Origin of the sequence: Cohnella faecalis, from assembly GCF_003570905.1 — a bacterium.
GTDB classification, from domain to species: domain Bacteria; phylum Bacillota; class Bacilli; order Paenibacillales; family Paenibacillaceae; genus Cohnella; species Cohnella faecalis.
The window spans coordinates 1,521,348-1,535,468 of sequence record NZ_QXJM01000039.1 but is presented as its reverse complement, the minus strand read 5'-3'; the positions used below and the strand labels follow the sequence as shown (position 1 = coordinate 1,535,468).

Sequence of the window (14,121 nt, the reverse complement as noted above, 5' to 3'; positions counted from 1 at the left end):
AAAATTTATTTCGATTTCCAACCCTTTCCTCACATGAACATTGCCAATTCGGTCATAATACTGTTACCAACCGCAAGGAGGTGAACAACAATGGCAGCAGGATCCCGCAGCAGCAACACGTTGGTCGTCCCTCAAGCGATCGGCGCCCTGGATCAACTGAAGTATGAAGTGGCGCAAGAACTTGGTATCGCTATCCCTCAGGACGGATATCAAGGCAATATGACCACCAAGGACAATGGTTCTATCGGTGGCGGCATCACGAAGCGCCTGGTTCAAATCGCCGAGCAGCAACTTGCCGGTCAATATCGTTAATGCAATGAATGACGGCATCACTTGATACCCGAAAGCTCCAAAGTCCGCACTCCGGCTTTGGGGTTTTCTTTTGTTCTCATAAGGATGAATCGTACAGCTTGGAATACTTCTTATAATAATACATCACACGTTGGACGTAATGTCTAGTCTCTCCGTAAGGAATATTGCGCAAAGTTTCCTCCGATCCGTCCCACACCTCTTCGTTGAGCCACTGCCTGACTTTGCCCGGACCGGCGTTATAGGCGGCTAGGGCGGCGATCCGATTGCCTTGGAACTGACGGTGAAGATCCCTTATGTACCAGGTTCCCAACTGAATGCCCGCGTGAGGCTCGCTGCGAACATCGTCGATAGACACCCCTTCGAAATGCTCTTTTTTCAAAATCCACTTCGCCGTTTCAGGCATAATTTGCATAATTCCGACGGCGCCCTTCGAAGACACCGCTTCCGGCTTGAAATTCGATTCCACTCTAATAACCGCCGCTACCAGCAACGGATCGACGCCAAACTGCTTCGCACTGCTTCTGATCTCTTCCGTGTACGAGAGAGGGTAAATCATTCGGCCTAGCCATTCCGACTGTATGAAGAGCACTCCCAGCACCAGAAGGACTAACGGAAGGAGGACGCGTTTTCTTTTTATTTTTTTGTTGATACGGTTCATGCCAGCCCTGCTTCCCGCCAGAATCGGTCGATTTGAGCCGCCGTTTCCTCCGGAGCGCCGCCGTTGTCGATGACCACATCGGCGCGTATTTTCTTATCCTCGATATTCATCTGGGCGTTCAGACGGCGTTCCGCTTCTTCAATCGACAGGTTATCCCGCTTCATTAGCCTCGCAAGCTGCTCGCCGCGCGGCACGTAAACAACCATGACTCGTTCAAAATAGGACGCCAGCTGCGATTCGTACAGCAGCGGAACATCGACGACAACGAGCTTGTCCGGCGTTTCGCGCTCGTATTGCGCCAGGCGCTCCTTCATGATCGCCCGAATAGCCGGATGCGTAATGGCCTCAAGCGCTTTCCGCTCGGTCGGATCGGAAAACACGATCTCGCCGAGCTTTCGGCGGTTAAGCGTACCGTCCTCATTAAGAACAGCATGTCCAAACCGCTCCGCAATAAGGGCGAGGGACGGCTGCCCCGGCTCGACAATTTCCCGGGCAATCCGGTCCAGGTCGATCAGCAGCGCCCCGCGCTCAACGAGCAATCCGGCCACGGTGCTCTTCCCCGTAGCGATGCCTCCCGTTAAACCGATGTTCATTTGATCTCTTCCTTTTTTTACAGCAATTTGAATATCCCCATCGCGATCAATATAATGCCGGGCAGCACCGTCAGTCTGTTCACCCAGCTCCAGCCTGCGGCAATAAAGCCGACACGGGTACCCAGCCACAAGAACGTTCCGCTGGCAGCGGCGATAAGCACGGCAGTCAAATTCGGCGGAAAACCGACCAAACCGGCCCCGATCCCCGCACCGAAAGCGTCTAGCGACAGCGCGGTCCCGAGCAGGAAAGCCTCTCCGGCGCTTATGATTCCGGAACGATCCACGTCGGCTGCCGAAGGCTTGCGCAATATTTGTATAATGATTCCGAACAGCTTCAGCTCCAAGGTGATGACCGGCCGTTGCGTCTCCGCGGGCTTCGCCGGCCGATGTCTCTCTTCCGCGTCGCTCGTCGTCTTGTCGCCGTCCTCGTCCTCTCTGTTGCGAAAAAACTGGGAAAGCGCCCAGCCGCCGATCCCGATCAGAATAACGGCTCCGACGATGGAAGCTCCGTGCGGGGACATCCAGCCGGACATAGCCGCTCCCGCCAGCATCGAAAGCAATATAATGAGTCCGGAGCAGGCGGAGATGATGACGATCGATCCCGCCGGTATCCGGATTTTGCGTACACCGTACGTAATGCCTACCCCGAAGCCGTCCAGACTTACGGCAAAAGACAATATTAGCAATGAAGCCAAATGTGCGAACATGCTCTTCCCCCTGCATCAAGATGCGAACACATATCATCCTATGCAAGGGTACGGGTGAATGCCCCGTTGGGCGAAAGAGAAGCGGCCTAAGCCTGAACGCAATAGAGCTTGAAAGCGAAGAGAAGCGGCCTAAGCCTGAACGCAAGAGCTTGAAAATAAGTTTATCGCTTTGGAATCGCGGGGTTGCCTGAGTGCTGCGCCCGCGTGCCGTCGAGCCGATTTTTTACAGCGTTGGGCCTAGAAGGATGGCCGGCCGCTTCAGCGTCCGAAGACATCGGAGCCCGCTGGCACTTCGGACATGTGTGGGTGCCGCGGCCCCCGACGACCGATTTGCGAATCGGCGTGCCGCAAATTCCGCAAGGCTCGCCGGTTCGTCCGTATGCAAGCAGACTATGCTGGAACATCCCCATCTCGCCCTGGCCGTTCACGTACGATTTGATCGAAGAGCCTCCCGCTTCCACGGCGGAGGATAATGTTCGAACGATAGAATGGAAGAGCTTCTCCTTCTCGGCGACTTTGAGCGAATCCGCTGTCCGTTCCGGATGAACGCCTGCCGAATGAAGCGCTTCGTCCACGTAAATATTGCCGAGTCCGACGATAACCTCTTGATTCAGTAGCAGCGGCTTGATCTTCGTCGTCCTTTTTCCCAATGCCCGCTGGAACGATTCGAGGCTGAAGCTTTCATCCAGCGGCTCTATTCCCAGTTTATTCAACGGGGGCCGCTTAAATTCTTCCCCTGGCGCGAATAGATGCATCGTGCCGAATTGGCGAACGTCTTTGTATCGCAGCTCCGTACCGTCGGTAAAATGAAAAATAACGTGCGTATGCTTTTCAACGGGTTCATCGCCCGGGTATACGCCGAATCGGCCTTCCATGCGCAAATGCGAAATAAGCACGATTCCGTCCAGCAGCAGCCGGAGAAATTTCCCGCGCCGTTCCACGGATTGGAAGGTGCACCCTTCCAGCATCGCCGCGAATGCGGCCGGATCGTCCGGCTGTTGCAAAATTCGCGGCAGCGTAACCGTGACGCTGCGGATCGTCTTGCCCGATATTAATTGGTTAAGCGTTCGGCGGACCGTCTCCACCTCCGGCAATTCCGGCATATTCGTCACCTTCCCGTCTGTCGAAAACGTATTGCTCCATTATAAACGATACGAAAAGCCGGAGCCACAGGTTAAACCTGAGACTTCGGCTTCTTGGCCTTCGATCCGTACAGACTTGGTTGGGCTTGGTTGGGCTTGGTTGGGCTTGAGTCGATCGATCGCTTACCAGTTGCTCAGCTGTATTTTGTACATGTAATTTTGAGTAATATCGGGGTTTGGGTGAAGTTAGCTGCAGAATCGGCTAGGCCCCTTAATTCTGGAGTCAGCCCCACATAAAAAGGCGCACGCGTAGCCTAGTTCTGTTTATCATGCTTTTACACAGCTCTGTAAAATGGTGTGCGGTCTTCAAGCTGCATAACCCACTTCGAAAATTCTTCTGGTGGCATACGTTTTAAGCTTCCATGCATCCGCCGGTTGTTGTAGAAGTCCATGTACGTATCAAGTGCAGCGTACGCCTCTTCAAAGGTCATGAAGACTGCTTTGGAGAACAGGTTGTCTTCGAGCACGCTGTGAAAAGACTCGATATAGGCGTTCATGTTTGGTGTACGAGGTGGGATTCTCTCGTGCGTAATATCGAAGGCTTCGCATGTATCTCCAAATAGCGTACTGACGAATTGAGGCCCGTTGTCGGTGCGCACAATAGGGAATGGTCCTGTTTCGCCGACACGCTGGCGTAAGGCTGTCACTAGCGTCTGAACCACATGCTTCGCTTCACACACATGTCCTCTGTACTGGCCGACAGCTACCCGATCGAACACGTCAATAATGGTGGCTACGAAAAAGAATCGTTCCCGCCCAGCCACATAGCCATACTTAATATCCGCCTGCCACAGCTGGTTCGGGCCTGTGATCAGGTGGTTCCTTGCAAGTCTTCTTGGGTGCTTTACTTTCCGTTTTCGTTGCTCCTGCAAGATACCGATCTCTTGACAAAGCCGATGCGCTTTCTTCTTATTCAAGATCAGATCGCATTCGTTTCGTAAGCACTGTGCCAGCAACTTGTAGCCGTACACGTGCTCTTCGCCCTCTACGAGTTCAAGCAGCCATTCCCGAATCTGCTCATCGCTTACCCGTTCTCCCGTCGTCGTGAGGGAGAAACCGGGGAATGGGCGACCTCTGCCACGATCGGTGGACCGGTTGCCCGCATCTGTGTTTGGTGTATGGCTTCGTTTTTTACGCGCGTAGTAGGACGATTCTGCTACATCCAGAATGCGTAGGACCAGTGCTGTCTTTTCGCCCCGCTTAATAAACTGGTCGGCTACTTCGAATTTTTCAGATAAGCGGGGTTCTTCTTTTTTAGAAGCTCGTGGAGAATTTCATTTTCGAGTTCTTTTTCGCCAAGCTTCTTTAAGGCCAGGTTGTATTTCTCTTCGATTTCTTGGAGCCGTTTCAGCTCCTGGATTTGCTCGTCTGTGGAAGGGAGCTGGTCAGGCCCTACCTTATCGCCGTACTCTCTTACCCAGTTACGTATCGTTTCTGGATGGATTTCATATTTGCGACCTAATACCGCAATCTTTACACCGGATAGCGCTTCTCTGACAATCTGCATTCGTTTTTCCTCAAGCACTTTTCCTAATCGCATACTGTCCGCCTCCCCATATAAATAGTCTAATTCAATTGGGGACAGGACTCCAGTTTAATTAGGGGGCCGTGGAGGAATATACCGTTAGTTTGAGTAAAGTCGGGGCTAGGGGACGTTTTTTCAGCATTTAGATGTATGAGTTACATCTAGGTTTTAAGGGGGCACGCCGGACAGGAGATTAACGGTACATCATGCAGTTAAAAGCCTCAGCTGAGCGAAGGGGATAATATGGCTAAGCGCAAAAACGGTACTTTGGCACGGCTGAGCGAAGGGGATAGTACGGATAAGCGCAAGAACGGTACTTTGGCACGGCTGAGCGAAGGGGATAAGACGGCTAAACGCAAAAATGGTACTTCGGCACGGCTGAGCGAAGGGGATAATACGGATAAGCGCAAGAACGGTACTTTGGCACGGCTGAGCGAAGGGGATAATACGGATAAGCGCAAGAACGGTACTTTGGCACGGCTGTGAAAACAGTGGATACGGAGCGCAAACGAAACGCTGCGCGCAAAATACGTCAAAAGGCGTCTCGTTCCTCGGCAAGCTGCACCGAAGCTCGAAACGCCCTCTTTCCAATCGCTTTTTACTTGGCCTCGTACCAGTTGGAGCCATGGCTAACGTCGGCTTTAAGCGGAACGTCAAGCTTCAAGGCAGACTCCATCACTTCCGGAACAAGCTTGCTCATAAGCTCAAGCTCTTCCTCCGGCACTTCGAACACGAGCTCATCGTGCACTTGAAGCAGCATTCGGCTGCGCAATCCGCGCTCTCGGAGCGCTTCATCCATGCGAAGCATCGCGAGCTTGATAATGTCGGCCGCCGTCCCTTGGATCGGCGAATTCATTGCGGTCCGCTCGGCGAACGAGCGCAGGTTGAAGTTAGAGGCGCGAATGTCTGGCAAGTAGCGGCGCCGATCGAGCAGCGTCGAGACGTAGCCGTCTTGCTTCGCTTGCTGCTTGATCGTCTCCATGAAGCGGCTAACGCCTTGGAATACGCTGAAGTATTGCTCGATAAAAGCAGCCGCTTCCTTGCGGGTTATGTTCAAATTTTGCGACAATCCGAAATCGCTGATGCCGTACACGATCCCGAAGTTAACGGCCTTCGCCGACCTTCGCATGTTCGCGTCCACTTGATCCGGCGATACCCCGAATACATCCGAAGCCGTTTTCGTATGGATGTCCATATCGTTGCGGAACGCTTCCTTCAAGCCCTCGTCTCCGGAAATATGGGCAAGCACTCGCAGCTCGATCTGCGAATAGTCGGCGGCCAAAATCCGCCAGCCCGGCTCCGAAGGCACGAATGCCTTCCGAATTTGACGACCTTCCTCGAGCCGAATCGGAATGTTCTGCAAGTTGGGAAACTGGCTCGACAGCCGTCCGGTCGCCGCAATCGTCTGCCGGTAGAACGTATGGATTTTGCCCGTCTCCGGCCGTATTTCCTTCAGCAAGCCTTCGATATACGTCGATTGCAGCTTGGCCAATTGGCGGTACAAAAGAATTTGCCGAACGATCTCATGGTACGGCTCCAGCTTTTCAAGAACTTCCGCGTCGGTGGAATAGCCGGTTTTCGTCTTCTTGACGACCGGAAGTCCGAGCTTGTCGAACAACACTTCTCCCAATTGCTTCGGAGAACCGATGTTGAACTCGAAACCGGCGATTTTGTAAATGGCGGACACAATTTCCTCGATGCGGCGCTGGAACTCGGCTCCAAGCTCTTGGAGAGCTTCGCCGTTAACGGAAATCCCTTGCTTCTCCATGCCCGCCAACACAACAGACAAGGGCTGCTCTACCTCATAGTAGAGGCGATGCATGCTTTGCTTCTCCATCTCCTCAACCAGCAACGGCTTCAGACGGCGTACGGCGTCCGCCTTGGCTGCCAAATGCTTGGCAAGACGTTCGCGATCCGGCACACGGAATTTGGCGCCTTTGCCGAACACGGCCTCGTCGGGCGCAATACTCGCCAAGCCGTGGCGCGATAACAGACCTCCGATCGAAGGATCCGCTTCCGTCGGATCAAGCACATAAGCGGCGAGCAGCGCATCGAACGCCAGCCCGCGAAGCTCGATTCCCGCACGCGCGAGCACGAGCTCGTCGCGGTGCAGATCATACCCCGACTTGGCCGCCGACAATTCGCCCAGCCAAGCGCGGAGCGGCCCTGCGTCGGCCGCTGTCAGCAGCTCCCATGGCACGAAGTAGATTTTCTCGCCCGCCGCGACGGCCAGTCCGATTCCTTCTGCCTGATGCGGATTATCGCCGTTGGATTCAACGATAAGGGAATCAACGTTCGCGGCGAGTGCATCGTTCAGCTCGCCCCAGCCCGCTTCCTCCACGAGTACGATCTCGTAAGCGAGCGGTTCCGATCCGGCCGCCCCGGCATCCTCGCTCACTGCGCCAACCAAATCCAGTCGCTCGATAAGCGACTTGAACTCCAGCTTGCGAAGCGCGCCGACCAGCTCCGCGCTTTGGTATCCGCTGTAGGCGGCATCGTCCAGCGTTTTTTCGAGAGGCACCTCGCGGAAGATCGTCGCAACCTGCTTGCTCATACGAGCGCTGTCCATGTTATTTTCAATATTTTCCCGCAGCTTGCCTTTAAGCTCAGTTACCTTCTCCAGTACGTTCTCTACAGTGCCATACTCGTGCAGCAGCTTAAGCGCCGTTTTCTCCCCGACACCGGGAACGCCTGGAATATTATCGCTGGCATCGCCCATCAACCCTTTCAGATCGATGATTTGAGCCGGGGTCAAGCCATACTTCTCGTTCACGTCTTCAGGAGTAAAGCGCTCGACTTCGCTGACTCCCTTGCGCGTAATCAGCACGGTCACCTGATCGGAAGCGAGCTGCAGCATGTCCTTATCGCCGGACACAATAACGACGGAGCCGCCCTTTTCTTCGGCGACGCGCGACAGAGTCCCGATAATATCGTCCGCCTCGTAGCCAGCCAATTCGAATTGGGAAATGCCGAATGCCGGCAGAAGCTCTTTCAACAGCGGAAATTGCTCGGAAAGCTCGGGCGGAGTCTTCTGGCGGCCCCCCTTGTATTCAGCGAAGCCTTCATGCCGGAAAGTCACCTTCCCGGCGTCGAACGCGACGAGAATGTGGCTTGGCTTCTCTTCCTCCAGCACCTTGAGCAGCATCGTCGTAAAGCCCAGCACCGCGTTCGTATGCAGTCCGCTTCCGTTCGTCAACGGCGGTATCGCATAGAATGCGCGGTTAATTATGCTGTTGCCGTCGATCAGCACCAGCTTGTCCGTTCCGTTACCCATACTCTCGTCTTCACCTCACCGACAGCATCGTAAAGCTTGCCTTCCATATTCCTAATCATACCACAAAAAAACCGGCTCACCCATTGCGGGGCAAGCCGGCTGCGAAAGCAAGCGCGGGCCGCTCGCTCGGGCGGCCGATCAAATAGCCTTGGGCGAAGTCGATGCCCATCGTCCTTACGAGGCGAAGCTCCTCCGGACGTTCGATGCCTTCCGCGACCGTACGGATGTTCATTCTCTTGGCGAAGCGCACGAAAGTGCCAAGCATATATTTTTTCATATCGTCCTCGTCGGCGCGTTGGACGAGCGACTTGTCGAGCTTGATATAGTCCGGCCTCAGCTCTACGATCGACTGAAGAGAAGAATAGCCTGCGCCCGCGTCGTCGATAGCGATCTCGTAGCCTTGACTGCGGTAATGGCCGAGCGTCTTTTTCGCTTCCTCGAAATCGTCGATCGAGTCCCTTTCGGTCAGCTCGAAGACCACTTGGCCCGGCTTAAGCCCTCGTTCCGCCAGCCATTGCATCGTCTGGCCGGATACGAATCCCGGATCCTTCATAATGCCCGCGTTCACGTTGAGAAATATTTTTTGCCGCGCTCCGAGCAGGGGACAAGATCGAATCGCCGTCTCCCTGGCCTTGCGATCAAGCGCGAAGGCATAGCCTTCGCGGTCGGCGAACCGGAACATTTCGAGCGGACCGGCAAAAGGGCTTCCCGGCGGACATCTCGTCAAAGCCTCGTAACCGAACACCTGACCTTCCTTCAATTGAAATATCGGTTGATAGACGCTTCGGATGCCTTGATCCTTCAACAGCCTCTCCATCTCCGCTCGTTGAACCGAGAACGGATCGCTGCGCCCTTCATCGCTCTGAAGCCGAGCCGCGGCAGCAAGGAACGCTTCGTATAGCTTTTCGTCCAGCTTTCTTCGATCGGCGACCCGAATGACAGCCGTACCGAACCCCGCGCCATTGCCTCGCACAAAGCCGTTCCCTGCCGGAGCCGATATGGACATCTCCACGGTAAGCTCATCTTTCAATCGCCGTGCCAATCCATCGATATAGCTGTCCGGATTCGCTCCGGTACTGCCTGGAACTTCCGCATACAGCCACAAGTGCCGACCTATCCGGTTGGCGTACTTCACACTCTCCCCTTCCAGCGTTTGCGTTAACCATTGCTGCCAGAGTACCGGTTCTTCGCTTGACTCGGCCGTAATCCGTTCAGCCAGTCCGCCCTCCAAGCTCAAACCGATCAATCCAACGTTTCCGGACTCCCTAAGCGGGGGGCAAGCCTCGAACATCGCGCCGATTCCGAATGTATGCATGGGAAAGGTTTTCACCCGCTTTCACTGTCGTATGCCGCACGAATTGTCGTAAACTGTCGAAATTTCAGACTATGTTCCACAGTTTACCAACCGTTTGTCATCCTTCTCGTAGACAATCGTTAACGCGGCGTAAAAACAACCTTGTCCCTGTCATCCATCCCTTCCCCGGCGCCTAGCGCTTCCCACGCAAGCGAGCTGCCATTCTTCTCCTTCGCTCGTTTCTTAAGCAGCGCCGAATACTCCGCAAGCTTCTCCGGCGTCCACCCGTCCGCGTTCCGGCAAATGAGGAGCGCCAAGGACAACGAAAGAGCCGCGCCGGACAACGGTTTTCCCGACCGGTCCGAAGACGGTCCCCGTTCGTCGTTAAGAAAGGACGAAATGCCCTTCTCGAAAAAAGCGAGCGTCTCCTCGGCCATTTTGACCGGGTTGCCGTAATAGGTCATGACGATGAAATCGTCCCCGCCGATATGCCCGACGAAGCTTTCGTCCGCACCGTGCTCCTTGACGACGGTCTGAAGCGCTTCGCTCGTGAAACGGATGACATCGTCTCCCCGATGGAAGCCGTACTTGTCGTTGTACCATTTGAAATAGTCCAAATCCGCATACAAAATCGCAAAAGGTCTGCCGTCCTCCAAGCGACGGGTCAGCTCTCTGCGAATCGGCTCGTTGCCGGGCAAGCCGGTAAGCGGGCTCGACGATTGGGCGTCGGCCATTCGAGCGTTTGTCACCCATTCGAGCAAGGAGCGAATCGAGACGATGCCCTCCGTCCTGCCGTTCTTCGTTACGACAACCGCATCGTACAGCTTGTCCGGCTCGCGCGCCATCGCAACCTGGGACAGCTGATCGACAGAGGTCGCTTGGTCGACGACCAGCGGCTGCGTATCCATGATTTTATCGACGGGCCGATTCCAATAAAGCGGCAGCCCGAACTGCCAAGCGAGCATTTGGTGCAGCTTCTCCTTCATGAGCAAGCCAACGGGCCGCTTATCGTCATCGACGATAACGAAGCCGTTCGTCTCGCGATGCCGCTCGAAATGCTGCGCCACCTCCGACACCGGAGTGCGCCGGCTGAACGTCGTCGCCGGCTCCAAAAGCTCGACGAGCGCGCCTGCGCCGGCCGAGCCGTGGTATTTGCTGCGCATCTCCAGCCGGATGCGCTCGGACGCCTCGCGCCGGATCGGCTCCAGCCGCTCGCCGCTTTCGCCGATCCACTCTCCTTGCGCGTAGCCGACACCGTGCGTCATAAGCGCGCGCAGCTGCTCTTCTTGAGCGACCCCTTCCGCCAGCAGAACGATTTTCTCCTTGCGGGCCAGCAGGCATATCGCCTGGAACAAGCTCTCACCCGCGTGGTCGCGCGCATGGGCCGGAAGCCACTCGCCGCCGATCCGGGCGTAATCCGGCTTTAGCTCCACCAATCGTCGGAACGACACCCGGTCCGCCCCGATCCCCGAGAGAGCGATGCGAAACCCTTGCAGCCGATAATGCCTGATCGCCGCAATCAACGTATCGGAGTGCCCTTCGCCTTGATCGACCAGCAATAGCACGACATTCTCCGGACGCAGTCCCGCCGCCTCGATCCGATAGAGCGTATTGCCGGGATACAGCCTTGCGTCATAGATGATTCGGGCGGGGACGGGGATGAACAGCTTGACGTGGGTCAATAAGGGCGCCATCCCGCGAATAGCCGATTCGCGAAATCTCCGATCGGCATCGTAGAGGCTGCCCTGCTTGTCCGCTTGCTCGAAAAAACGACCGGCATCCCAAGCCGCCCCGGCTTGCTCGTCCCACGGAACCGCCTCATATCCGAATACGGAGCCGTCAAGCAAAGAGGCGATCGGCGAATAGCGCACCTCGCTGCTTTGCCGATCGATCGCTTCCTCCAATCGCTCGGGCGATTGTTTGCCGAACCATACGCCGACGTCGTTGTCCATTTGACCCGCCTCCGACTTTTTTCCTATTCCTTACAACCTAACACGAACTTGTCTTGCTTCATTCGCGGCTGTGTAAACGGCAAGTAAAAATTCAAAAAACAAAAAGCCCGGTTGCCCGAGCTTATCCAAACCGTCCCGATATATAGTCGTCCGTCGCGCGTTGAGTAGGATTCGTGAAGATTTTGGACGTCTCCGCGTACTCGACCAAATCGCCCATCAAGAAAAACCCCGTTTTGTCCGACACCCTGGCCGCCTGATACATGTTATGCGTGACGATAACGATGCAGTAATCCTGCTTGAGCTCCGCAATCAGCTCTTCGATCTTGGCCGTGGACACCGGATCGAGCGCGGAGGCGGGTTCGTCCATCAGCAAAATGCTAGGCTGCACGGCCAGCGATCTCGCGATGCATAGCCGTTGCTGCTGCCCCCCCGACAAAGCGAGCCCGGAATTGTGAAGCCGGTCCTTCACCTCGTCCCACAGCGCCGTCTTGCGCAAGCTCGTTTCGACGATTTCGTCCAGCTGCTTTTTACCTCGAATGCCGTGGTAGCGGGGACCGAAGGCGATATTTTCGTAGATCGATTTGTGAAATGGATTAGGCTTCTGCCACACCATGCCGATATTTTGGCGCAGCTTGACGACGTCGGTGCCCGGAGCGTTGACATTGCGATCCCCGATCCAGATGTCGCCTTCCACGCGTACGCCGGGAATGACGTCGTTCATCCGGTTCAACGATCGCAGAAAGGTCGATTTGCCGCAGCCGGACGGACCGATCAAGGCGACGACCTTTTTTTCCGGAAAATCCATGCTGATCTTCTTGATCGCCTGCTTTTCTCCGTAGTAAACGGACAAGTCCTTCGTATAAAAGGCGGTTTCGCTCATGAATGGAACCTCCTCACTTCGTTGCGGTAAATTTGCGATAGATGACCCTGCCCAACCACCGGGAGCCGAAGTTGAACAAGAGAACGATAAGAATAAGCACAGCGGAAGCGCCTGCCGCGATTTCCGGAGCGTCCGGCGCGAGACCTTCGCTGTTAATTTTCCAAATATGGACGGCCAGCGTCTCCGCCGGGCGCATCGGATTCAGCGGCGAGGTCTGGCTGAAAGGGTTCCAGTTCGTAAAGTCGAGGCGCGGAGAGCTCATGCCCGCCGTGAACAGCAGCGCCGCCGCTTCGCCGAACACGCGCCCCGCCGCCAGAATCGTCCCCGTCACGATCGTAGGAAATGCGACGGGCAGCATAATGGAGCTGATCGTCTTCCATTTGGACAGGCCGAGGGCAAGCCCCGCTTCCTTCTGCTCGCGAGGCACTCCGCGAAGCGACTGCTCGGTAATCCGCACCATGAGCGGCAGGTTGAACACTGTAAGCGCGAGCGCGCCCGCCATAAGCGAATATTTCATCTCGAACAGGTTAACGAACACGAGAAAACCGAACAGGCCGACGACGATGGACGGAAACGAGGAGAGCACTTCGACGATAAGACGGATAAAATTCGTCAAACGGTTCGCCTTCGCATATTCGCTCATGTAGATGCCCGCTCCGAGACCGAGCGGAATCGTAATCAGCATAGTGAGCACGAGCAGGAACAACGAGTTGAACAGCTGCGGCCCGATCCCTCCGCCCGCCTTGATATTTTCCGGAGCGGAGGTGAGGAAGTGCCAGCTCACGTGGCTGAGGCCGCGAATGAGCAAGTACCCGAGCAGGGAGGCCAGCACGGCGATGATAAGAACGGCGATGCCGACAATGACGGATATGGCAATGCGATCGGCTGTTTTGGCTTTCATCGTTTAATCCTCCTCTCCAGCATTCGTACGATGAAGATGAATACGAACGTCATGAGAAGCAGGACGAGCGCAAGGCTCCATAGGACGTTATTGTGCAGCGAGCCTCCGACGGTATTGCCCATTGAGAGCGTAATGATGCTCGTAAGCGTCGAAGCCGATTCGAACAGCGATCTTGGAATGTGCGGCGCGTTGCCGATGACCATTTGCACGGCGAGCGCTTCTCCGAACGCTCGGGAAATACCCAGTACGATACCGGTTAGGAGAGCCGGAAGCGTCGTCGGCAGGATCAGCTTGTAGATCGTTTGCCAGCGAGTTGCTCCTAGAGCGAACGAGCCTTCCTTCAAGCCGGCGGGCAGCGTGCTCAGCGCATCGGTGGCGATCGTCGTCACCGTCGGCAAAATCATGACGGACAGGACGATCGCTCCGGCCAGAACGCCGATCCCTTGACCGGGGAAATGATCCCGCAGGAAAGGAACGACGACGGACAAGCCGACGAAGCCGTAGACAACGGAAGGAATGCCGGCGAGCAGCTCGATAGCCGGCTGCAGAATCGAGCGGCCGAGCTTCGGCGCGATCTGGGTCATGAACACCGCAGCGCAAAAGCCGAACGGAGCGGCGATGAGAGCGGCGATGAGCGATGTCGAGAACGAGCCGAAAAGAAACGGCAGCGCTCCGAAAGTCGCGGGCTCGCCTTCGGGATTCCATTTGAGCCCGAACAGCAGCTCCCCTATTCCGACTCCGCCCGACACGAAAGGACTTAAGCCCTTGGATGCGATAAAATAGACGATTGAGAAAATGGTAACGATAAGAATGGCGACACAGCCGAAAACGTACGACTTGCCCCACCATTCCTCGCGGATATGTTTGGGAAGCTTCATAATGC

14 protein-coding genes are annotated in these 14,121 nt (G+C 55.6%); 2 read left to right on the top strand and 12 right to left on the bottom strand.

Annotated features, from left to right (window positions below):
• Positions 1-90 precede the first annotated feature (90 nt).
• Positions 91-312, top strand: a complete 222-nt coding sequence (locus tag D3H35_RS20155) for an alpha/beta-type small acid-soluble spore protein (RefSeq protein ID WP_119150948.1) — start codon at positions 91-93, stop codon at positions 310-312.
• Positions 313-388: 76 nt separating this feature from the next.
• Here D3H35_RS20155 and D3H35_RS20150 read toward each other — a convergent pair whose 3' ends face one another.
• The 6 genes from D3H35_RS20150 to D3H35_RS20125 form a co-directional block, all read right to left on the bottom strand.
• Positions 389-970, bottom strand: a complete 582-nt coding sequence (locus D3H35_RS20150) for a lytic transglycosylase domain-containing protein (RefSeq protein ID WP_119150947.1) — start codon at positions 968-970, stop codon at positions 389-391.
• Positions 967-1,563, bottom strand: a complete 597-nt coding sequence (coaE, locus tag D3H35_RS20145; RefSeq protein ID WP_119150946.1) for a dephospho-CoA kinase — start codon at positions 1,561-1,563, stop codon at positions 967-969. The genes D3H35_RS20150 and coaE overlap by 4 nt, the downstream gene beginning before the upstream one ends.
• A gap of 17 nt (positions 1,564-1,580) precedes the next feature.
• Entirely contained in the window at positions 1,581-2,270 is a 690-nt protein-coding gene (gene ytaF, locus D3H35_RS20140) for a sporulation membrane protein YtaF (protein WP_119150945.1), read from the bottom strand.
• A 161-nt stretch (positions 2,271-2,431) separates the two neighbouring features.
• A complete protein-coding gene (mutM, locus tag D3H35_RS20135) occupies positions 2,432-3,373 on the bottom strand; it encodes a DNA-formamidopyrimidine glycosylase (RefSeq protein ID WP_119150944.1) in 942 nt (313 codons plus the stop codon).
• 314 nt (positions 3,374-3,687) lie between these two features.
• Entirely contained in the window at positions 3,688-4,593 is a 906-nt protein-coding gene (locus tag D3H35_RS20130; protein ID WP_233567784.1) for an IS3 family transposase, read from the bottom strand.
• Positions 4,594-4,628: 35 nt separating this feature from the next.
• A complete protein-coding gene (locus D3H35_RS20125; protein ID WP_119148149.1) occupies positions 4,629-4,952 on the bottom strand; it encodes a transposase in 324 nt (107 codons plus the stop codon).
• Between the two features lie 228 nt (positions 4,953-5,180).
• Between D3H35_RS20125 and D3H35_RS20120 the strand changes: the two genes are divergently transcribed.
• Positions 5,181-5,423: a hypothetical protein gene (locus D3H35_RS20120; protein ID WP_119150943.1), complete on the top strand. Its 243-nt coding sequence runs from the start codon at positions 5,181-5,183 to the stop codon at positions 5,421-5,423.
• 112 nt (positions 5,424-5,535) lie between these two features.
• Here D3H35_RS20120 and polA read toward each other — a convergent pair whose 3' ends face one another.
• From polA to pstC, 6 genes are all read right to left on the bottom strand, one after another.
• The gene (gene polA / locus D3H35_RS20115) at positions 5,536-8,211 is read right to left on the bottom strand and encodes a DNA polymerase I (protein ID WP_119150942.1); all 2,676 of its coding nucleotides are present in this window, start codon (positions 8,209-8,211) and stop codon (positions 5,536-5,538) included.
• A 76-nt stretch (positions 8,212-8,287) separates the two neighbouring features.
• The gene (locus D3H35_RS20110; RefSeq protein WP_119150941.1) at positions 8,288-9,526 is read right to left on the bottom strand and encodes an EAL domain-containing protein; all 1,239 of its coding nucleotides are present in this window, start codon (positions 9,524-9,526) and stop codon (positions 8,288-8,290) included.
• Positions 9,527-9,645: 119 nt separating this feature from the next.
• On the bottom strand, positions 9,646-11,457 hold the full coding sequence (locus D3H35_RS20105; protein WP_119150940.1) for an EAL domain-containing protein: 1,812 nt from the start codon (positions 11,455-11,457) through the stop codon (positions 9,646-9,648).
• A gap of 121 nt (positions 11,458-11,578) precedes the next feature.
• A complete protein-coding gene (gene pstB / locus D3H35_RS20100; protein WP_378125541.1) occupies positions 11,579-12,376 on the bottom strand; it encodes a phosphate ABC transporter ATP-binding protein PstB in 798 nt (265 codons plus the stop codon).
• A complete protein-coding gene (pstA, locus tag D3H35_RS20095) occupies positions 12,351-13,238 on the bottom strand; it encodes a phosphate ABC transporter permease PstA (RefSeq protein ID WP_119150938.1) in 888 nt (295 codons plus the stop codon). The genes pstB and pstA overlap by 26 nt, the downstream gene beginning before the upstream one ends.
• Complete coding sequence (gene pstC / locus D3H35_RS20090; protein WP_119150937.1) at positions 13,235-14,116, bottom strand: phosphate ABC transporter permease subunit PstC; 882 nt, start codon at positions 14,114-14,116, stop codon at positions 13,235-13,237. Before pstC ends, pstA begins: the two co-directional genes overlap by 4 nt.
• Positions 14,117-14,121 lie beyond the last annotated feature (5 nt).